Origin of the sequence: Phaeobacter sp. PT47_59 (assembly GCF_028890025.1) — a bacterium.
GTDB lineage: Bacteria > Pseudomonadota > Alphaproteobacteria > Rhodobacterales > Rhodobacteraceae > Phycobacter.
In genome coordinates, this window is record NZ_JARCJL010000003.1 from 1 (window position 1) to 21,469 (window position 21,469).

The following is a 21,469-nucleotide window of genomic DNA, read 5'->3' on the forward strand; positions in this document are numbered from 1 at the left end:
CGAACATCGACGTTTCTCTGTCTGTTGTGCTTGGTTTCAAAAGAAACCGAAGCCGAACAAGACAGTGAAGCTGACACTCAATCATCGAACTTGCGTTCTATGAGCGCGATATACAGACGTTGATCCATCGAAATGAACCAAACCGCCCACATATCTCTTCAGTCATCCAAATTGTCAAAGAGCAAACACCCAAGAGACCAAAACCAGACCATAACGCCATTACCTAGCGCCATCGCCCAACCAATCCTCAAAGATGCCCCAGTCTTTCCCGGTGTCAGACCAGCTTCCCAATCAAACCCGAACATCCACTCTCGCGTTCCGTCCAGATCCTCTCAGTAGCGCCTCAGCGCCGCCGGTGAAGGGGGTTCTAGTCCCAACACAAACCACCCGCAACCCAAAAAACAAAATAATCCAAAGAAAAGAATAGAATCCAATAATATCAGCTATTTACCGAGATACTGACCGTAGATTTCCCCGCATATCGGGATCCATTTGAGCGCGCGTCACGGCATGACATCACGCCAAACGCGCGTGGCGACGACCATCCACCGGGTTATCCGCAGAGATATCCACAAGGGACCCCGAATCCGAGTGCACGCGCGAGTCGGCACCGTATCGGGACAGCAAAGACACTAGCGCAACAGCCCATCGAGACCGCTGCGAAGGTCACCGGTCTGACCCGCTGCCTCCATATGCTGGCGCAGGCGCTGGTTATAGCCTCCGGGCGTGTTGAGCGCTTCGATCAGATCGGTGCAGCCAGTGTCTGCAAGGCTGGATGCGACCAGCATGCGTAAAAACGCTTCTCCCTGGGCGGGGTCAGACACGCGTGTACCCAGCCAGTCGGCTGCATCCCCCACCATGCGGGCCACCGGCGACAGCACCGCCTGGGCGCAGATATAGGCGTCCAGTTCCGCTGTATCGCTGAGGGCAAAGACGGTGTTGCGGGCACCGAAGATCGCCTTGACCAGATCGATGTCGCCCAGCGCCATGATGGCAGAGCCGCCTCGTGCGATGCCCGGAAAGGGCATCATCACCGCCGCGGCCTGTGCGGGGGCGACAAGCGCCTGCAACTGCTCCGGATCGATCCCCGCCATGAAGGAGATCACCTGCTGATCGGCGCGAAACACCAGCGGCGCCAGGATGCTCGGAGCGGCCTCGGCCATCAGCCCCAGAAAGATCACATCGCTCTGCTCCAGAACCGTCTGATTTGGGGCGACCGAGACAGTGTCGAAGGCGCCCGCCAGTTCGGCAGAGACAGCCGCACTGCGCTCGGAGACGGTGATCTGGTGGCCGTCGCCCGCGATGCCGCGCACCACGGCGCCTGCGATGGTACCGGTTCCGATCACTCCGATCCGCATCTCAGATTTCCTTCATCAGGCGCAGCGCATCATAGATTGCCGCATGGGTGTTGCGGGCCGAAACCGCATCGCCGATGCGAAACAGCTGGAAGGTGCCGTCCGGGTTGCGGACGACCTCTTGCGGCGCGCCCGCGATCAGCGCCTCGTGATCCAGCGCGCCGTGATTGCGGCTGAGCGGTTTCAGGTCGAAGTAGAGATCATCGAGCGGCAGGGTACCATAGTTAACCACCACCTGATCATAGTCGGCGGTATAGCTATGGTCGCTGTAATCGGTACCGACGGTGGCAGTCAGCTGATTGCCGTTCTTGGCCACCTCCAACAGACGCCGGGTCACGGTGAAGCGCACGTCCTTGTCCTGCAGGCTGCGCATATAGGGCACCAGGTTCATCGCCATGATATCCGGAGCAAACACCCGGTCCGGGGTCATCACCTCGACAGTGCTGCCTGCGGCGGCGGCAACCTCGGCCGCCATCAGGCCGGGATGGTCGCCGCTTTCGTCATAGATCAGCACGTTCTGCGCCGGTTTCACGTCGCCCGAGATCAGATCCCAGGCCGAGATCACATTGGCGGCTTCTTCCTTGGCCTCGAAGAGGTGGCCATTGGGCAGGCCGCCGGTGGCGACGATCACCACGTCGGGATTGAGCGCGGTCACATCCGCCGCCTCGGCCCAGGTGTTGAAATGGAAGGTGACATCGCGTGCCGCGCATTGGGCCATGCGCCAGTCGATGATGCCGATCATCTCGCGCCGACGCGGGCTTTGTGCGGTGAGGCGCACCTGCCCGCCGGGATCACCGGCGGCCTCGAAGACCGTCACCTCATGGCCGCGTTCAGCAGCGACACGGGCGGCCTCAAGGCCCGCCGGACCTGCGCCGATGATGACAACCTTCTTCTTGTCCTCTGCCGCAGGGATCTCATGCGGCATGGTCAGCTCGCGCCCCGTTGCGGGGTTGTGGATGCAAAGCGCATCGCCTGCCTGATAGATCCGGTCCAGGCAATAGGTGGCGCCGACGCAGGGGCGGATATCCTCCTCGCGCCCTTCCATGATCTTTTTCACCACATGGGGATCGGCCATATGGGCGCGGGTCATCCCCACCATATCCAATAGCCCCGAGGCCACCGCATGGCGCGCTGTCGCCACATCAGGGATGCGCGCGGCGTGGAAGGTGGGCATGCCGGTCGCCTGTTTCACCGCTCCGGCAAAATCAAGATGCGGCGCGGCGGCCATGCCCTGCACCGGGATCACATCGGTCATCGCAGGATCGGTATGGATGCGGCCCCGGATCACGTTCAGGAAATCCACCATGCCGGTTGCCGACAGCCGCTTGGAGATCTCAAGCCCCTCTTCCGGGGAGATACCGCCCGCCTGATCCTCATCCGCCGTGTAGCGCAGGCCGACGATGAAATCATCGCCAACCCGGTCGCGCACCGCCTGCAAGACATCCAGCGGCAGCTTCATCCGGCTTTCGAGGCTCGCCCCACCATAGGGGCCATCCAGATCATTGGTCAGCGGCGACCAGAACTGATCCAGCAGGTGCCCGTAGACCTGCAGCTCGATCCCGTCCATGCCGCCTGCCTTCATCCGCTCGGCGGCATCGGCGAAATCCGTGATGATACGCTCGATATCCCAATCCTCGGCCAATTTGGGAAAGGCGCGATGCGCGGGTTCACGGTGGCGGGTGGAGCTGACCGAGGGCAGCCAGTCGCCCTTGTTCCAGGTGGTGCGACGACCCAGGTGGGTGAGCTGGATCATCACCGCCGCGCCATGTTCATGCACCCGGTCGGTCAGCGCCTTGATCCAGGGCACGACCTCGTCCTTATAGGCGAGCACGTTGTTGAACACCGGCGGGCTGTCCTTGGATACCGCAGCCGAACCTGCCGTCATGGTCAGCGCAACACCCGCCTTGGCGCGTTCGGCGTGATAGGCGGCATAGCGTTCCTTCGGCATGCCGTCCTCAGGGTAGGCCGGTTCATGGCTGGTGGTCATGATCCGGTTGCGCAGGGTCAGGTGTTTCAGTTTGTAGGGCTGCAAAAGCGGATCGTTGGACATCTGTTTCTCTTTCCTGCCGAGCGTCACATGCGGGTTGGTTTTAACTGCGAGGGGATGGTGAACCGAATTGCGGTTCAAAAGAAAGCTTCAATACCAGGCATCGGGCATCTCGGCCTTCTTGCGGGTGATGAAATCCTGCAGGGCCTCGTCCATGCCTTCATCCAGCGCCGGCGCCTCATAGGCGGCAAGCTGCGCCTTCCAGCGGGCATTGGCGCGGGTGGCCGCATCGACACCGCCCTGCTCGTCCCAGGTTTCCCAGGGCTGATGATCATCCACCGCACTGTCCCAATAGGCGGTCTGGTAATGGCGCAGGGTGTGCTGAGTGGAAAACAGGTGCTCTCCGGGGCCACCTTCGGCCAGGGCATCAAAGCCAAGCGTATCCTCATTGACCTCGAACCCCTTGAGGTAGGCATGCAGCGCACCACAGAGATCCGCATCCAGGATGAACTTTTCATAGGACATCGAGAGCAGCCCATCGAGGAAACCCGCCGAATGCAGGATGTAATTGGCACCGCATTGCACCGCCGACATCATCGACATCATCGACTGCTGCATGCCTTGCGCATCCGGCAGTTTCGAGGTGGAGAAATTCCCCGCGCAGCGCAGGGGCAGGTTCAGCCGCCGCGCCAGCTGCCCCATGGCAAGCGATGCCAGCGCCGGTTCCGGCGTGCCGAAGGTGGGCGAGCCGGAGCGCAGCGACATCGAGCTGATGAAAGAGGCCAGCACGCAGGGCGCACCGGGGCGCACCAGCTGGGTAATGGCGCAGGACACCATGCTTTCCGCAAGACACTGTGCCAGCGATCCCGCCATGGTCAGCGGCGCCACCGCCCCACCCAGAAGGAAGGGCAGATGGATCGACCCCTGCCCCGCCGCCGCATAGGCGCGGATCCCGCGCGAGGTGATCCCGTCGATCACCAAGGGCGAGGTGGTGTTGAAATTGCCCATGATGACGCAGTTCTCATCCACGAAATCGGCCCCGAACAGGATGCGGCACATCTCGATACTGTCCTCGGCGCGCTCGGGCGCGGTGATCGAGCCCAGAAAGGCCCGGTCACTATAGCGGATATGGGCATAGACCATGTCCAGGTGCCGCTTGTTCACCGCGACATCCGTGGGCTCGCAGATGGTGCCGCCGGAATGGTGCAGGTTGGGGCTCATCTGCGCCAGCTTCACGAAGTTCTGGAAGTCCTCGATGGTGCCGTAGCGCCGCCCCTTGTCCAGATCCATCACGAAGGGCGAGCCATAAGAGGGGGCAAACACCATGGCATCGCCGCCGATCTCGACCGTATTGGCCGGGTTGCGGGCGTGCTGGGTGAACCGCGCGGGCGCGGTCTTCAGGATCTGGCGGATCAAGCCGGGCGCGAACTTCAGGTTCCAGCTATCGCTGGTCAGTTCGGCAACCTCGGCGCCCGCAGCGCGGAACAGGGCAACGGTTTCGGGATCCTCGCGGAACTCTATCCCGATCTCGGCCATGATGCGCTCGGCTGTCGCCTCGATCTGCGCAAGACTGTCTTCTGAGAGGATATCGTAGGTCGGGATCCTGCGGCTGATGAAGGGGACGCGCAGATGGTCGTTCTGCCCGGCCTCGCCAGTGCGCTGCGCGCCGCGGCGCCCCCGCCTGCCCCGCGGTTTTTCTGCCAGCTCTACCATCTCGCGCCCTCCATGATGCTGCCGAATGAGAATCTTGACACTAGTGTCGATTTTGCCATCATGACCGTCAACTACGAATACGTCATCCAGATGTCGCTGACAGGCAAAGCCCATGACAGACCGCCACATGACAGACCGCCAAAGGATCCAGGACCCCTCCCGCCAGACCACCAGCGAAGAGGCCTGGCTCAATGCCGCCTATGAGGTGCTCACCACGCAGGGGGTAGAGGCTGTGAAGATCATGCCGCTGGCCAAGCGGCTTCAGGTCTCGCGCACCAGTTTCTACTGGCACTTCAAGGACCGCGAGGCGCTCCTGGAAGCGATGATCCGCTATTGGGAGGAAAAGAACACCGGCACCCTGGTGGCCCGCACCGAGGCCTATGCGGAGAACATCTTCGAGGCGGTGTTCAACCTGTTTGATTGCTGGCTGGACACCGATCTGTTCGATTCACGGCTGGATCTGGCGATCCGCAACTGGGCGCGCAGCGATACCGGGTTGCAAGAACGCCTGGACCGGGCCGATGCCCGCCGCCAGCGCGCGATGACCGACATGATGATCCGCTTCGGCTATGCGCCGGACGAGGCCGAGATCCGCGCGCTCACCATGGTCTACACCCAGATCGGCTATATCTCGATGCAGATCCATGAGGATCCGGCCGAACGCCTGGCCCGGATGCCCGCCTATCTGGAGGTCTTCACCGGCCAGAAGCCTGCGCAAAAGGACATCGACCGTTTCATGGCGCGCCACGGCTGAGGCGCGCGCCGCCGTCACTCATTGAAGATCGCCACCGCGCGGATGAACCCGGCGGATGCGCCCTTGATCTTGAACGGGAAACAGGAAATCTCGAACCCCGTGGGGGGCAGCTGATCGAGGTTGGTCAGCTTCTCCATATGGCAATAGCCCACCTCCATCGAGGCGCGGTGCCCCTCCCAGATGATCGCGGGATCGCCGAATTTGGCATATTCCTGCGCCGTCAGGGGAAAGGGCGCGTCCCAGCTCCAGGCGTCGGTGCCGGTGACGCGCACGCCCCTTTCGGTCAGGTAGAGCGTCGCCTCCCGCCCCATGCCGCAGCCCCGCACCAGGTAATCCGGCTGTCCATAGCGCGCCCCGGCCGAGGTATTGACCACCACGATATCCAGGGGCTGCAAGTCATGGCCAATGCGCGCGAGTTCGGCCTCCACATCCGCAGCCGTCACCACATAACCATCGTCAAAATGGCGGAAATCCAGTTTCACCCCCGGCGCCATGCACCATTCCAACGGCACCTCGTCGATGGTGATCGCCCGCTCGCCGCCGTTCATGGTCGAATGGTGATGATAGGGCGCATCCAGATGGGTGCCGTTATGGGTGGCGATCTGGAGCCGCTCGATCGCCCAGCCTTCGCCGCCCGGCAGATCCTCGCGCTTCAGCCCCGGAAAGAAGCTCATCACCTGCTCGGCGGTCTGATCATGGGTCATGTATTCGATCTGCGGCAGCATGATCTCGGGATCGGACTGGATACCGGTTTCAAGAGCGACAGAAAGATCCAGGAAACGGCGCGGCATGGGAAATCCTTTTTGCAAATCTTTCACCATGCTACCGCGTCAGGGCAGGCTTGAGAACATGTGTTTGTTGTCCCGGAACCAAGGTTCCAACACGCCTTTGAGCGCCGCCAGCTTGGCCGATCCCTGCAGATCCCGGTGGCTCAACAGCCAGATCGGCGCATAGGGTTGCAGGGGCAGATGCGGCAAGGGCACCAGCCCCGGATGGCTGTGCGCCAGGAAAACCGGCATGCGCAGCGCGCCCATCCCCGCCAGCGCCGCCGCGATCATGCTGGGCATATCGTCCAGCCGCGCCCGCACCCGGATATCCGGGTGGCTCTTGCGGGCGGCGGCAGGCGGAGCGTCATGGCCGGAGTAGAGCACCCAGTCCAGCGGCGCCCGCGGATCCAGCGCCGCCCTGTCGGCAATCTCCGGGACGGCAAAGAACCCGCTTTGCTGTTCAGCCAGCTTGCGCCCCACCAGGGTATCCTGCGGATGGCGGCTGATCCTCAGCGCCAGATCCGCCTCGCGCCGGGCCAGGTCCAGCACGCCATTGGCGGCCCTCACGGTCAGCTCCACTTGCGGGTTCTGGGCGGTGAACTCTGCCAGCAGCGGCGCCAGAAAGCTCTGGATCAGCAAGGGCGGCGCGGTCAGGCTCAACGGCCCCTGCAGATCCTGCGCCCGCCCCGACAGGCGCCGCAAGACCGCCTGTTCCTCTGCCTCCATCCGGGCGGCGGCCCTGGCGATGTCATGGGCCTCCTCCGTCGCCTGATAGCCTTCCGGGCGTCGCTCGAACAGGGGGCGGCCCAGCGCCTGTTCGGCGCGGTGGATGCGGCGGGCGACACTGGTATAGCTGAGGCCCAACTCCACCCCTGCCGCCGCAAGGCTGCCGCCCCGCACCATGGCAAGCACCGTCTGCATATCATCCCAGCTGATCTTCATACATGCGTTTTCGCATGTTCGATGTCAAAATTCACGCGTTTTTCGGCGCCTCGATTGCGGCCATCTAGGCCTTGCAACACCAGCAAAGGAGCCCACCATGGTCTATGCCTATGTCAATCTCACCGTCACCGATGACGCCACATTCGCCGCCTACCGAGAGCAGGCAGGCGCGGCCCTGGCCAAACATGGCGCACGGGTCGTCACCTCCAGCCCCGCGCAAAGCGTGATCGAAGGCAGCCGCGATGCGACCGGGCGCGGCGTCATCCTGGAGTTCGACAGCAAGGACGCAGCGCTTGGCTGGATCAATGACCCGGAGCTGCAAGAGGTCCACGCCCTGCGTCAGGCCTCTGGAACCGGCGCGATCACGCTCTTGGCCTGATCACCCCCTGCCCGCGCAGCGCCGCGACACCCGCCTCGGACGCAACCGCGCCGCGCATCGCGCGGCGCCACCAGAAGTGCGGGCGCGGAGCATCCCGCTCCGCGCCCGCTTGCTCATCTGGAAAACCTGCTTATTCCGCCGCGATCTTGCTGTCCGCCTTCTCGATCCGCACCGCCGAGAATTTGAACTCGGGGATCTTGCCGTAAGGGTCCAGCGCCGGGTTGGTCAGCACATTGGCCGCCGCCTCCACATAGGCGAAGGGCACAAAGACCATGTCCTCGGAAACCGCCCGATCCGCCCGGGCCATGATCTCGATCGAACCGCGCCTTGTGGTCAGCCGCACCATCTCGCCCGGCGCCACGCCCATCTTGCGCAGGGTTTTCGGATGCAGCGAGCAGTTCGCCTCCGGCTCCACCGCGTCCAAAACCCGCGACCGCCGGGTCATCGATCCGGTGTGCCAGTGTTCCAGCTGCCGTCCGGTGGTCATGATCATCGGAAACTCTGCATCCGGCGCCTCATCCGGCGGGATCACCGCAGCCGGGGTAAAGCGCGCGCGCCCCTCGGCACGCGGGAAGCCATCGCCAAAGACCACCGCCTGCCCCGGATCCTCGGGCGACAGCGACGGGTAGGTCACCGTCTCTGTCTCCAGCCGCTCCCAGGTGATGTTATCAAGCGAAGCCATGTTGAGCTTCATCTCGGCAAAGACCTCGGACACATCCCCATAGGCCCAGGGCAGCCCGACCCGCTGCGCCAGATCCACGGTGATACGCCAGTCCTCGCGCGCATCGCCCGGCGGCGGCACGGCGGGCCGTACCCGCTGCACCTGCCGGTTGGTGTTGGAGACCGTGCCGTTCTTTTCATAAAGCGCCGAAGCCGGCAGGATGATATCGGCGAAATTCGCCGTCTCGGTCAGGAAGATATCCTGCACGATCATCAGATCCAGCCTGGCAAAGGCCTCCCGCGCGTGTTCGGCATCCGGGTCCGACATGGCCGGGTTTTCGCCCTGGATATACATGGCCTTGATATTGCCCGCGTAGACCTGATCGACGATTTCGGTCACAGTGAGGCCCTTCTCATTCGAGAAATCACCACCGCCCCAGACGTCCGTGAAGCTCTTGCGCACATCATCCGAGGTCACCGTCTGATAATCCGGCAGGAACATCGGGATGAGACCCGCATCCGAGGCGCCCTGCACATTGTTCTGCCCGCGCAGGGGGTGCAGACCGGCGCCGGGTTTGCCCACATTGCCGGTCATCAGCGCCAGCGAAATCAGGCAGCGCGAATTGTCGGTGCCGTGGATATGCTGGCTGACACCCATGCCCCAGAAGATCATGCCCGCCCTGGCGCCCGCAAACAGGCGCGCCACCCGGCGCAGCTGGTCGGGTTCAATGCCGCAGATCGGGCTCATCGCCTCGGGTGTGAACTGGCGCAGGTGGTCCTTTTCCGCCTCCCAGTTCTCGGTCCAGCGGTGGATATACTGGCTGTCGTACAGCTCTTCCTCGACGATCACATTCATGATCGCGTTCAGCATCGACACATCGGCGCCGGGGCGGAATTGCAGCATCTCGGAGGCAAAGCGTTTCAGGCCAACCCCGCGCGGATCCATCACGATAAGCTTGCCGCCGCGCTTGACGAACTGCTTGAAATAGGTCGCCGCAACCGGATGGTTCTCGACCGGGTTGGCGCCGATCACGATGGCCACATCGGCGTTTTCGATCTCGTTGAAGGTCGCCGTCACCGCGCCCGATCCGACGTTTTCAATCAGGGCCGCCACGGAGGAGGCATGGCACAGCCGCGTACAGTGATCGACGTTGTTGTGGCCAAAGCCCTGGCGGATGAACTTCTGGAACAGGTAAGCCTCTTCGTTGGTGCATTTGGCGGAGCCGAATCCCGCCACGCTGCGCGGGTCTTCATCGCGCAAGTCCCGCAGGCCCCTGGCGGCCAGATCCAGCGCCTCCTCCCAGGAAGCCTCGCGGAAGTGCGTAGACAGATCACCGGGATCCACGTTCAACCCCTTGGGCGGAGCGTCCTCGCGGCGGATCAGCGGTTTGGTCAGCCGGTGCGGGTGGTGGATATAGTCGAACCCGAACCGCCCCTTGACGCAAAGCCGCCCTTCATTGGCCGGGCCATTGATCCCTTCCACATATTTGACGCGGCCGTCCTTCACCTTGAGGCTGACCTTGCAGCCCACCCCGCAGAAAGGGCAGACGCTTTCGGTCTCGCTATCAAAATCCTTGCTGTCGCCTTGCTGAGAGTCATCCAGCACGGAGGCAGGCATCAGCGCACCGGTCGGGCAGGCCTGCACGCATTCGCCGCAGGCCACGCAGGAGGACGCCCCCATGGGATCGGAGATATCGAAGGTCGGATAGGCATCATGCCCGCGCCCGGCCATGCCGATCACATCATTGACCTGCACCTCGCGGCAGGCCCGCACGCAAAGGCCGCAGGAAATACAGGCATCCAGGTTCACGCGCATCGCCACATGGCTGTCATCCAAGAGCGGGATCCGCCCCTCTTCCAGCTTGGGGAAACGCGACTCCGAAACCCCGTTCAACTCCGCCATATCCCACAGATGCGCGGACTTATCGTGCGCCTCTTCCGGTGCGGGCTGATCGGCGACCAGCAGCTCCATCACCATCTTGCGGGCGTTGGTGGCGCGCGCGTTGTTGGTGGTGACCACCATGCCCTCGACGGGTTCGCGGATGCAGGAGGCGGCAAGCGTGCGCTCGCCCTCGATCTCCACCATGCAGGCGCGGCAGTTGCCGTCGGGGCGATAGCCCGGTGCGGGCTTGTGGCACAGATGCGGGATCTTCAGACCCCGGCCATTGGCGACTTCCCAGATGGTCATGCCTGCTTCGACAGTGACCTCTTCGCCATCCAGGGTGAAGGTGATTTGCTTCGACATGGCTCAGATCTCCTCCGGGAAGTGTTTCATGGTCAGGCGGATCGGGTTGGGCGCGGCCTGGCCCAGGCCGCAGATCGAGGCATCGACCATGGTCTGGCTCAGCTCCTCCAGCAGCCCCTGATCCCATTTCGGCGCCTGCATCAGCTTCACCGCCTTTTCGCAGCCCACCCGGCAGGGGGTACACTGGCCGCAGCTTTCATCCTCGAAAAACCGCAGCATGTTGAGCGCCGCGTCACGGGCGCTGTCCTGATCGGACAGGACCACCACGGCAGCCGAGCCGATGAAGGTGCCATGGGGCTGCAGCGTGTCGAAATCGAGCGGGATATCGTCCATATGCGCCGGTAGCAGCCCCGAGGAGGGACCGCCCGGCTGGTAGGCCTTGAAGCTGTGCCCCTCGAGCATCCCGCCAGCAGCCTCGATAATGTCGGCGATGGTCGATCCGGCGGGCAGCAGATGCACGCCGGGGGTCTTGACCCGCCCCGAGACCGAATAGTTCCTCAGCCCCGTGCGACCGTTCTTTTCCACCGTGTTCAACACCTCAGGACCAAAGCGGCAGATGCGGGCCACCCAGTAGAGCGTCTCGACGTTATGCACCAAGGTCGGCTGGCCGAAGATCCCCACCTGCGCCACGAAGGGCGGGCGGTGGCGCGGCTCTCCGCGCTTGCCTTCGATGCTTTCGATCATGGCGCTTTCTTCGCCGCAGATATAGGCCCCGGCCCCGCGGCGCAGGTCGATATAGCCGGGCTCGACGATCCCAGCCTCTTCCAGCGCCGTGATCTCGCGACGCAGGATCTGCAGAACAGCGGGATATTCGTCGCGCATGTAGATGAAGGCCTTCTCCGCCTCCACCGCCCAGGCGGCGATCAGCATGCCTTCGAGGAACATATGCGGTTCGCGCTCAAGATGGTGACGGTCCTTGAAGGTGCCCGGCTCGCCCTCGTCGCCGTTGACCGCCAGATAGCGCGGGCCGGGATTGGCGCGCACGAAGCCCCATTTCTTACCCGACGGGAAGCCCGCCCCGCCAAGGCCGCGCAGGCCCGCCTCCAGCACCTTGTCCTGAACCGCCTCCCAGTCGACCCCCTCGCGCAGGGCGGCGAGGCTGCGGTAGCCGCCATCGGCAACATATTCGGCATAGGTCTGATAGTCGGAGATCTGCGGGTGGGTCTCGCCCGCGTGCATCGCGGCAATCGCCTTTTCCGCCGTGGCGTGGTCGATGTGGTTGTGGCCGATCTCCAGCACCGGCGCGGTGTCACAGCGCCCCATGCAGGGCGCGCGCAGAACCCGCACCTCTGCCGGATCCAACCCGTCCTCCAGCGCCTGTTTCAACTGCTGGGCCCCGGCCAGCTCGCAGGACAGGCTGTCACAGACCCGGATGGTCAGCGCAGGCGGCGGGGTCTCTCCTTCGCGCACCACGTCGAAATGCGCGTAGAAACTGGCGACCTCGTATATCTCGGCCTGCGACAGGCGCATCTCCTCGCCCAGGGCGCGGATGTGCGCGGCGCTGAGATGTCCATGAGCATCCTGGATCAGATGCAGGAATTCGATCAGAAGATCCCGGCGCCGCGGCCGCTCCCCCAGGAGGGCCAGCAGCTCCTCATGGGCCTGATCGTCCAACTGACGACCCTTGGGCGTCTTGCGCCCCTTGCCCTTGCCGGATTTCCAGATGCCCTTGCTATTGTCCAACGGTGCCATACCGATCTCCACGTCGCTGGTGCCTTGCCCTTTGGCATGTCATCAGCAATGGATATCGTCAAATCGCATTTCCCGAAGGCGCAATAACGAAGGCTTATTGCCCAAAGGCGTCAACCACCTGTTTCAGCGCCCGCAGAGTGGGGAGTTCCGACTTCCGCTTCAACGTAACCAATGAGATGGGGCGGGATTGGTCGGGATCGATCAGACGCAGAACACGGGTGCCTGCGAGCGGACCCAAGGCATCGGCCAGCGCCTGCGGCAGGATGGTTGCCAGCCGACCTTCGCGGGCCATGACAATCGCGGACATGAAACCGTTGGACTCCGACACCACCGCTGGCCGCAGCCCCTGTTCGGCAAAGATCCAGTCCAGAATGCGCCGGTTCTGCATCGATTGGTCAAGCAGCCCCAGCGGCAGTTCGGCGGCCTGGTGCCAGGTGATCTCCTCCCCCAGATCGGCAACCAGGGCGACGGCCGCCAGAAGCACGTAGCGCTCCTCATAGAGCGGCTGCCGGTTCACCAGGTTCTGTTCGATCGAGTCGCCATAGGTTAGCCCGGCATCGATGGTCCCTTCGAACAGGTGCTGCTGGATCGTCGCCGAGGACATCACGTTGATCCGGGTCAGGATGCGGGGATGGGCCTCTCTGAGCCGGGTCACGAGCCGCGCCGCAAAGCTTGTGGCTGTGGGCACGACCCCCAGATCCAGGGTTCCCGTAATCTGCCCGCGCACGGCGGCGATCTCCTGCTCCAGCGCCCTGGCATCTTCGAGCAGGGCGCGACCGCGTGCGACCAGCAGCTCTCCCTCTCCGGTCAGCCCCTGAAACCGATTGCCCCGACGCACGATGGACAGGCCAAGCCTGTCCTCAAGATTGCGGATGCGCATCGAGAAGGCAGGCTGCGACATGCCGCATTCTTGGGCAGCCTTGGCAAAATGCTGCTGACGGGCCAGCGCAGTCAGGAGTTGTAAATCTTTCAGCTCAAGCATGGGGCGACCTTAGAGGCGCGCGGCGTCGATCCGCAATGGCATCTTGTAGGCCCTACTCTATTGGCCTGGCACCTGTTCACCGGGCATCGCGCCGATGCGGGTGGACGGTCGAGAATCGCCGCTCAGCAGATTTCCGGACAGGGGGCCTGCGCCAAATCGCCCTGAAAAACCCGCGTCAATAATATCGGCAATTTTAGCCAATTGCCGGGCTGCGGCAGCAAAACCTCAACCCGCCGCCACCTGCGCGAACCTGAACGGCCTGCGCGCGACCGGGCGTCCCCTGTCACAAATCCGTCATAAAATCAGCATCTTGAATATCTGCAGACAAGAGCGAGGCCGCCCCTCGCTTGACCAGGGATTCCGCCCATAGACAGGGCTGCCACGCGCCGTCAAGCCCCTGAAACAGCCGTTAATCCATCCGTAAACCCTTGGCCATAGCTTGGCACTTGGTCTGCATCCCGACCTCGTAACTGCAAAGAGTACCATGATGAAACTACTAACTTGTACCGCCCTGTTCACCCTTGTTCTGTCCCCTGTGTGGGCCAACGACTTTGAGCCAAGCATGAGAGCATATCTGGAAACCAACGTCAGAGATTGGGCACAGTCCCCGGTTCTGATCGATGCGATCAACGGGCAAAACGCCCGGACCTCCGGCTATGCGCAAGCGGACATTGACGCCATGGATACCGCCTGGCGCGCCGAGGTGGGAACCGCTTCCACTCCGACGATCACGCCGGTCATGCAGAATGCCGCCGCCGATTTCCTCCGCGAGCAGGTCTCCAAGTCCGGTGGCCGCATCACCGAAGTCTTCGTGATGGACGCTCATGGCCTGAACGTGGCCGCCTCGAATGTCACATCGGATATGTGGCAGGGCGATGAGGCCAAGTTCCAACAAACCTACCCCGTCGGTCCAGACGCTGTTCACTTCGGGGATGTCGAGCTTGATGCATCCACTCAAACGTATCAGGCACAAATCTCTCTGACCATTGTGGATCCTGCAACCGGCGCTCCGATTGGGGCAATGACGGTGGCCGTCGACGCTGAAGCGTTGATGTAACCGCTGCGCATTCCACGCACTATAAAGATCGAAAGGTGCACAAATGAAAGTCCGTCTTCCCACGATATCCTTGTTCAAAGGCATGTCGGTGTTCATGAAATGCTGCCTGTTGATCGCAGTCACCACCCTGGTGGTGGCTGGATCGCTGACCTACAAGAACGACAACACCTTCCGGGCCGCTGTTGAAAAGGGTGTCCACACCCTTGGCAATGGTGTCACGGTCACGGTTGCGGCGCGCAGCGGCGGCGCAATCCGGTTCGGCGACTCCGAGCGACTGGCAGCAGACATCCTGAAGATCATCGAACTGTCGGAAGGCCGTGCCTTGGCCGGTATCGCGGTGAACAAGGATGGCAAGGTGATCTCGGAAGCCGGGGAATACAGCGAAGCGGATCTCGCACTGCTTGCTGAACTGGCAACCGCATCGGCGCAGTCCGGCGAAACCGAGGTCTCCCCGGATGGATATTTCGTGGCCGCACCGGCAACCGCCGGCGCCGATGGTTCGGTCATTGTCGGATCCGTGGCCATGCTCTGGACCTCCGAAGTTGCCTTTGCCGAGTCCGCCTATGACGAAATGATGTCGATGATCTTTGCGATTGCCGCCTTCGTCATCATGTGTACCCTTTCGGTCTTTGCGCTGCGTTCGATCCTGTCGCGCCCGCTGAACAGTGTCACCCATTCCATCGATGTCATCGCCGATGGTGACTATGACACCCCCGTCAGCCAGCTCGACCGTCGCGACGAAATCGGCAATATCGCCCGGACCCTGGATCACCTCAAGGAACAGCTGTCCGCCGCGCGCGAAATCGAAGAGCAGAACAAGGCGGCCCAGGCCAACCAGAAGAAGGTTGTCGAAAGCCTGAACGTCGCCCTGCAGCGCATGTCGGACGGTGATCTGTCTCAGTCCATCGACACGCCCTTCGCCGCCGAATACGAAAGCCTGCGTCAGAACTACAATACCGCCCTGAACAAGATGGTCGGCATTATCGACGCGGTGATTGAGAACTCGTCGCGTATCCGGGACAACTCCGAGGAAATCAGCCAATCCTCCAGCGATCTGTCCCAGCGCACCGAAAGCCAGGCGGCAACCCTGGAAGAAACGGCAGCAGCCATGGAAGAGCTGACCGTCAGCGTCCGCTCTGCCGCCGATGGCGCCAAGGAAGTGGAAAGCATCGTCTCCGAGGCGAAATCCACCGCCGAGCAAAGCGGCAAGGTCGTGACCGACGCCGTGAACGCCATGTCGCAGATCGAAGAGTCCTCGGACAAGATCTCGCAGATCATCTCGGTCATCGACGACATCTCCTTCCAGACCAACCTCTTGGCCCTGAACGCCGGGGTCGAGGCTGCCCGAGCAGGCGAAGCAGGTCGTGGATTTGCGGTCGTGGCCTCCGAAGTGCGCGCCCTGGCGCAGCGGTCTTCGGATGCGGCGCAGGAAATCAAGGGGCTGATCGCCGAAAGCTCGCAGCATGTGAACAAGGGCGTGGACCTTGTTGGCAAGGCGGGCGACGAGCTGAAGAAGATCATCGACCGCGTCGGCACCATCTCCGGCCATATCTCCGAGATCGCCGGCGGTGCGCGTGAACAATCCACCACCCTGGGTGAGATCAACACCGGTGTGACCCAGCTGGACTCGGTGACGCAGCACAACGCGGCCATGGTCGAAGAGGCAACCGCCGCCGCCCAGATCCTGCGCAATGACGCCAACGAGCTGGCCAAGCAGGTGTCGGTCTTCAACACCGGCGGCAACAAGCGCAATATCGCCAGCTTTGCGCCGAAACCCACTCCGGCGGCGCATCCGGCCCCGGGCACGGAGAATGATGACTTCTTCGCAGACGAACCGCCGCAGAAGGCTGCAGTTGGCTGGGAAGACTTCTAAAGCCTGCCTGCGTGGTTCCACGATGAAACAAGAACGCGCCGCCCCTTGGGTGGCGCGTTTCCTTTTGCAACACGTCCGCGGCAGGCGGTGAATGGCGCGCGCGCCCAGGAGTGATCCTGGAGAAGCAGGACCAGGCAGAAGGGCCGACGCTGCGCGCCGTCAACTGCCGTAGACCTGCCCCCAACGCTCGATCAGCATTTGCTGCAGAATCTTCGCCTTGCGGTTCCAGCCCCGCGCACCCGGCGGGCGCTCCCGGTCGGCGCGCTTGATCTGCGCCCGCGCCGCTGTATTGGCGGCAAAGATCGCAAAGGCCAGTTCCGATCCGTCGGCCGCCGTCATGAAACCGCCCAGCCCCGAGACAAAATTCAACGTGCCGGTCTTGGCCACGACCTTGATCGGGTGCGACTTCAGCACCTTGCCCTTGCGATCGCGCATGGGAAAGGGTTTCAGCAGGGGTTTCAACTGACCGGCCTGATGCGCGGCGACCAGCACCTTGACCAGATCGTCGGGGGTCATCCGCGAGGCATCGCCCAGCCCTGAATGATCCACCAATTGGCTGTTCTTCATGCCGTATTTCGCCTCCGCCCATCTGGTCATCACCGCGGCGGACTGTTTCAGGGAGGTCGCGCGCGCCCCCGTGGCAGCGGTGGCCGACAGGCCGATCATCTCGGCCATCAGATTGTTGGAAAACTTCAGCATGGCCTTCAGCATCACAGGCAAAGGCGGGCTTTGGTGCTGCGCCAGGGGCAGCGCCTGCGGCAAGGACTGGATCACCTTCGCCGTGCCCAGAACGATGCCCTGAGATCGCGCCATGGTGCGGAAGACATCACCCGCATAGGCGCCCGGATGGCGCACCGGCAGCCAGCGAGAGCCGCCCTGGCCCAGCGCCTGGCTGGCCACGCTCCAGCTGTCGGTGCCGTTCTTGTCGGTATATGCATAGACCGGCAGGGCACGGTTCTTCACACGCATCTGCGCCATGTCCACTTCGGGGCGGTACTTCTGCGTGCGGGCATCCATGGTCACGGACCAGCCCTTGGCGGCGCGTTTCCACTGGAAATGCACCCGGTTGAAATTGAGCGCAATGCCGGACACCGCCGGGCTGTACCCCACGTGATCCGGCTGTTCGGGGTCAATGGTCTTCACACGTGGCAGGGCCCCGTCCCAGACCTTGAAGGCGCCGCGCACCTCCCGCACCCCGGCCTGTTTCAGCGCCCGCGCCAACTCGGCCAGATGGTCGGTGTTCAGCATCGGATCGCCGCCCCCGGCGAGGATCAGATCGCCGTGCAGCACGCCGCCGCGCAGCTCTCCTGCCGCAAGCAGCCGGGTGGTAAAACGATGCTCTGCTCCCAGCACGTCCAGCGCATATAGCGCGGTCAGCGTCTTGGCGACGCTGGCAGGCGGCAAGGCCGCCGCCCCGCCTTCGGCCTCCAGCAGCGCACCGGTCTTGGCATCGGCCACGGCACAGGCGACCTTTCCCTGCAGCCCGGATCGCGCCAGCAGTGTGTCAAGGCCGCTGACATGCGCTGCCGCCAGCCCTTTCTTACGCGCCAGAGGTCGCAAGGACACCGCAGGTGCATTGGCCCAGGCCGAGGATCCGGCCAGTGCCGCCAATCCGGCAGAAAGGAAATGTCGTCGCGATATCATCTCTGTCAGTATCTACTAAAATTACACCCAAACGACAGACAGGCGCAGATTTTCCGGTTTCGCCCCGTTGCCCTGCCTGCTACCGCTGGCCCCCATGTTGCAAGCAGTCATTATCATGTTCATCGCCATGTCAATGATCCCGGCCGGGGATCTCTGCGGGAAGCTGTTGACAAGCAGCGGTCTGGCAACACCCGGATTTGTTGCCTGGTCCCGCTTTGCCATCGGTGCGGCGCTGGTGCTGCCCTTTGCGCCCCGGGGCTGCCTGCGGCTGTTGAAGGACTGGCGGATCTGGCTGCGCGCGAGCTTCCTCACCGGCGGCATCCTGTCGATCCAGACCGCGCTGCAGACCGAGGCCATCGCCGATGTCTTTGCCGCCTTCTTCATCGGGCCGGTGATCAGCTATGTGCTGTCGGTCACCCTGCTGCGCGAAAGAACAACCCCGCTGCGCGCGCTGTTGATGGGCGCGGGCTTCTGCGGTGTCCTGCTGGTGGTGCGCCCCGGGTTGGGCGGCTCGGCCAACCTGATGTACGCGGTGCTGGCGGGCTGTTTCTATGGCTGCTTCCTGACCACATCGCGCTGGCTGGCCCATCTGGGCACCCCGGTCGAGCTGAGCTTCACCCAATTGCTGCTCAGCGCCCTGTTCCTGCTGCCGCTGGGCCTTGGCAACCTGCCCGAGTTCAGCCTGTTCGCCGCATCGATGACCGTCGGCAGCGCCGCCTTTTCCATGCTGGGCAACCTGCTGCTGCTCTATGCCTATAGCCGGGCCGAGGCCTCTAGGCTGGCGCCCACCGTCTATTTCCAGCTGATCGCGGCCGTCGCCCTGGGCTGGGCCGTCTTCGGCCAGCTGCCGGATCTTCTGACCTGGGCCGGGCTATTGGTGGTGATCAGCGCAGGCATCGCCTCGGCCAGCCTACGCCGCTGACCAGTCGCCCCGCGCGCGGATCTCGGTCGAGCTGGCCTTTACCATGGGCACATTGAGGAAACACCAAGCGGGTGTCGTGGCATGGGCCAGCAGATGGCTTTCGCTGCCCTTCAGGCGATACTGCCCATAGATCCGCGCCGCCGGTGACAGCCGCGCCGAGATGCGATCACCGGGCCGCGCCAAGACCCCCACCGGCACCGTCTCAAGGATTTCGCGCCAGTCCTTCCAGCGGTGAAAATGGGTGAGGTTATCGGCCCCCATCAGCCACACGAACCGCACGCCGGGATAGCGCGCCCGCAAGTGCCGCAGGGTTTCTGCCGTATATCGTGTCCCCAGACGCGCCTCGATATCGCTGATCCCGATGCGGGGATGCCGCATCATCTCCCGCGCCGCCTGCATCCGCCGCTCCAGCGTCGCCGGGGTGCGCGATTTCAGCGGATTGCCGGGGGTGACCAGCCAGAGCATCCGATCCAGCCCGAACCGTTTCAGCGCCGCCAGGCTGATCTCGACATGCCCCCGGTGCGGCGGATCGAAAGACCCGCCCAGAAGCCCCACGCTCATGCCGGGGCGAAGATATGGAAATCCAGAAGCCATGAGCGCCTTGATGCACATAGTTTTGCGGGAAGATCAATTGGGTGAAGCAGCATCCGCTGGTACCCAGCCTGGTGCACAGGGGGTGTACGCAGGGTGCACAGGGGGTGCACGGGTAGCACCCCCTGATCTGCGCCACTTCAGTCCCCGCGCGAGGCTCCGCCTAGGCGATTGCCCCGGCCCGGCCCTTGGGCTATCACACCGGGCAGCAGATTTCCCCCATTACGGAGCAGTCACATGGCCGCCTATCAGTACGTCTACCACATGCAGGGTGTCTCCAAGACCTACCCCGGTGGCAAGAAATGCTTTGAAAACATTCACCTGTCCTTCCTGCCCGGCGTGAAGATCGGTGTCGTCGGCGTCAACGGCGCCGGTAAGTCGACCCTTCTGCGGATCATGGCCGGGATCGACAAGGATTTCACCGGCGAGGCCTGGGCCGCAGAGGGCGCCAAGGTGGGTTACCTGCCGCAGGAGCCGCAGCTGGACGAAAGCCTCACCGTGCGTGAAAACGTCATGCTGGGCGTTGCGGAAAAGAAAGCGATTCTAGACCGTTACAACGAATTGGCGATGAATTACTCGGACGAGACCGCCGAGGAAATGGCCAAGCTGCAGGACGAGATCGACGCCCAGAACCTCTGGGATCTGGACAGCCAGATTGATGTCTCGATGGAGGCGCTGCGCTGCCCGCCGGATGATGCGGACGTGAAAACCCTCTCGGGCGGTGAAAAGCGCCGCGTGGCGCTCTGCAAGCTCTTGCTCGAAGCGCCCGACATGCTGCTCCTCGATGAACCGACCAACCACCTGGACGCCGAAACCATCGCCTGGCTGCAGCAGCACCTGATTGATTACAAAGGCACAATTCTCTGCGTCACGCACGACCGCTACTTCCTGGACGATATCACCAGCTGGATCCTGGAGTTGGATCGTGGCTCGGGCATTCCTTATGAGGGCAACTATTCCAGCTGGCTGGAGCAGAAGGCCAAACGGCTGGAGCAGGAAGCCCGCGAGGACAAATCCAAGCAGAAAACGCTGGAGCGCGAACTCGAGTGGATGCGCCAGGGTCAGAAGGCGCGTCAGGCCAAATCCAAAGCCCGTATCGCCGCCTATAACGAGATGGCGGGCCAGTCCGAACGCGAAAAGGTCGGCCGCGCCCAGATCGTAATCCCGAACGGCCCGCGCCTGGGCTCCAAGGTGATCGAGGTCAACGGCCTCTCCAAGCACTACGGCGATAAACAGTTGATCGAAGGGCTGAATTTCTCGCTGCCGCCCGGTGGCATCGTCGGCGTGATCGGCCCCAACGGCGCTGGTAAATCGACCCTGTTCAAGATGCTGACCGGCCAGGAACAACCCGACGAGGGCAGCGTTGAATACGGCGATACGGTGAAACTCTCATACGTGGACCAGTCGCGCGATGACCTGAACGATGGTGACACGGTCTGGGAAGCGATCTCCGGCGGCGCCGAGATCATCGAACTGGGCGACGCGCAGGTCAATTCCCGCGCCTATTGCTCCTCCTTCAACTTCAAGGGCGGCGATCAGCAGAAGAAGCTGAACCTGCTGTCGGGCGGTGAGCGCAACCGTGTCCACATGGCGCGGCTGCTGAAAGAGGGCGGCAACGTGCTGCTGCTTGACGAACCGACCAACGACCTGGACGTGGAAACCCTGCGAGCGCTCGAAGACGCGCTGGTGGATTTCGCGGGCTGCGCCGTTGTGATCTCGCACGACCGTTTCTTCCTTGACCGGATCTGTACCCACATCCTGGCCTTTGAGGGCGATGCCCATGTGGAGTGGTTCGAGGGCAACTTCGAGGACTACGAGGAAGACAAGAAACGCCGCCTTGGCGCCGACGCGCTGGAGCCCAAGCGCCTGAAGCACAAGAAGTTCGTGCGTTGACAAACCCAACAGC

16 protein-coding genes are annotated in these 21,469 nt (G+C 63.0%); 6 read left to right on the forward strand and 10 right to left on the reverse strand.

Features of this window, described 5'->3' with window-relative positions; genetic code table 11:
- Nucleotides 1–632: 632 nt before the first annotated feature.
- The 3 genes from PXK01_RS03305 to PXK01_RS03315 form a co-directional block, all read right to left on the reverse strand.
- Entirely contained in the window at nt 633–1,358 is a 726-nt protein-coding gene (locus PXK01_RS03305; RefSeq protein WP_274849699.1) for an NAD(P)-binding domain-containing protein, read from the reverse strand.
- Nucleotide 1,359: 1 nt separating this feature from the next.
- Entirely contained in the window at nt 1,360–3,405 is a 2,046-nt protein-coding gene (locus tag PXK01_RS03310) for an NADH:flavin oxidoreductase (RefSeq protein ID WP_274858863.1), read from the reverse strand.
- A gap of 87 nt (nt 3,406–3,492) precedes the next feature.
- On the reverse strand, nt 3,493–5,055 hold the full coding sequence (locus PXK01_RS03315) for a trimethylamine methyltransferase family protein (RefSeq protein ID WP_274858864.1): 1,563 nt from the start codon (nt 5,053–5,055) through the stop codon (nt 3,493–3,495).
- A 112-nt stretch (nt 5,056–5,167) separates the two neighbouring features.
- Between PXK01_RS03315 and PXK01_RS03320 the strand changes: the two genes are divergently transcribed.
- On the forward strand, nt 5,168–5,809 hold the full coding sequence (locus tag PXK01_RS03320) for a TetR/AcrR family transcriptional regulator (RefSeq protein WP_342456173.1): 642 nt from the start codon (nt 5,168–5,170) through the stop codon (nt 5,807–5,809).
- Nucleotides 5,810–5,823: 14 nt separating this feature from the next.
- Here PXK01_RS03320 and PXK01_RS03325 read toward each other — a convergent pair whose 3' ends face one another.
- A complete protein-coding gene (locus PXK01_RS03325) occupies nt 5,824–6,600 on the reverse strand; it encodes a cyclase family protein (RefSeq protein WP_274858865.1) in 777 nt (258 codons plus the stop codon).
- Between the two features lie 39 nt (nt 6,601–6,639).
- On the reverse strand, nt 6,640–7,518 hold the full coding sequence (locus PXK01_RS03330) for a LysR family transcriptional regulator (protein WP_274858866.1): 879 nt from the start codon (nt 7,516–7,518) through the stop codon (nt 6,640–6,642).
- Nucleotides 7,519–7,615: 97 nt separating this feature from the next.
- Between PXK01_RS03330 and PXK01_RS03335 the strand changes: the two genes are divergently transcribed.
- Nucleotides 7,616–7,897: a DUF1330 domain-containing protein gene (locus PXK01_RS03335; protein ID WP_274849693.1), complete on the forward strand. Its 282-nt coding sequence runs from the start codon at nt 7,616–7,618 to the stop codon at nt 7,895–7,897.
- 130 nt (nt 7,898–8,027) lie between these two features.
- Here PXK01_RS03335 and fdhF read toward each other — a convergent pair whose 3' ends face one another.
- The 3 genes from fdhF to PXK01_RS03350 all read right to left on the reverse strand — a co-directional run bounded on the left by fdhF (nt 8,028) and on the right by PXK01_RS03350 (nt 13,476).
- Nucleotides 8,028–10,802 carry a formate dehydrogenase subunit alpha gene (gene fdhF / locus PXK01_RS03340; protein WP_274858867.1) on the reverse strand — a complete coding sequence of 925 codons (2,775 nt, stop codon included), beginning with the start codon at nt 10,800–10,802 and terminating at the stop codon, nt 8,028–8,030.
- A gap of 3 nt (nt 10,803–10,805) precedes the next feature.
- Nucleotides 10,806–12,494 carry an NAD(P)H-dependent oxidoreductase subunit E gene (locus PXK01_RS03345; protein WP_274858868.1) on the reverse strand — a complete coding sequence of 563 codons (1,689 nt, stop codon included), beginning with the start codon at nt 12,492–12,494 and terminating at the stop codon, nt 10,806–10,808.
- 94 nt (nt 12,495–12,588) lie between these two features.
- Nucleotides 12,589–13,476 (reverse strand): LysR family transcriptional regulator, encoded by an 888-nt coding sequence (locus PXK01_RS03350; protein ID WP_274849690.1) that lies wholly within the window; start codon nt 13,474–13,476, stop codon nt 12,589–12,591.
- 487 nt (nt 13,477–13,963) lie between these two features.
- On the opposite strand from PXK01_RS03350, the gene PXK01_RS03355 reads away from it, so the two are divergent.
- Together PXK01_RS03355 and PXK01_RS03360 are read left to right on the forward strand one after the other, a co-directional pair.
- The gene (locus tag PXK01_RS03355) at nt 13,964–14,533 is read left to right on the forward strand and encodes a hypothetical protein (protein WP_274849689.1); all 570 of its coding nucleotides are present in this window, start codon (nt 13,964–13,966) and stop codon (nt 14,531–14,533) included.
- A 43-nt stretch (nt 14,534–14,576) separates the two neighbouring features.
- The gene (locus PXK01_RS03360; protein ID WP_274858869.1) at nt 14,577–16,406 is read left to right on the forward strand and encodes a methyl-accepting chemotaxis protein; all 1,830 of its coding nucleotides are present in this window, start codon (nt 14,577–14,579) and stop codon (nt 16,404–16,406) included.
- Nucleotides 16,407–16,565: 159 nt separating this feature from the next.
- Here PXK01_RS03360 and dacB read toward each other — a convergent pair whose 3' ends face one another.
- Complete coding sequence (gene dacB / locus PXK01_RS03365; RefSeq protein WP_274858870.1) at nt 16,566–18,050, reverse strand: D-alanyl-D-alanine carboxypeptidase/D-alanyl-D-alanine endopeptidase; 1,485 nt, start codon at nt 18,048–18,050, stop codon at nt 16,566–16,568.
- Nucleotides 18,051–18,165: 115 nt separating this feature from the next.
- Here dacB and PXK01_RS03370 point away from each other — a divergent pair, with 115 nt between their 5' ends.
- The gene (locus PXK01_RS03370) at nt 18,166–18,972 is read left to right on the forward strand and encodes a DMT family transporter (RefSeq protein WP_274849686.1); all 807 of its coding nucleotides are present in this window, start codon (nt 18,166–18,168) and stop codon (nt 18,970–18,972) included.
- On the opposite strand, the gene PXK01_RS03375 is transcribed toward PXK01_RS03370, so the two are convergent.
- Nucleotides 18,961–19,566 carry a nicotinate-nucleotide adenylyltransferase gene (locus tag PXK01_RS03375; RefSeq protein ID WP_274849685.1) on the reverse strand — a complete coding sequence of 202 codons (606 nt, stop codon included), beginning with the start codon at nt 19,564–19,566 and terminating at the stop codon, nt 18,961–18,963. The genes PXK01_RS03370 and PXK01_RS03375 overlap by 12 nt on opposite strands.
- Before the next feature lie 234 nt (nt 19,567–19,800).
- Between PXK01_RS03375 and ettA the strand changes: the two genes are divergently transcribed.
- Nucleotides 19,801–21,456 (forward strand): energy-dependent translational throttle protein EttA, encoded by a 1,656-nt coding sequence (gene ettA, locus PXK01_RS03380; RefSeq protein WP_274858871.1) that lies wholly within the window; start codon nt 19,801–19,803, stop codon nt 21,454–21,456.
- Nucleotides 21,457–21,469: the final 13 nt, after the last annotated feature.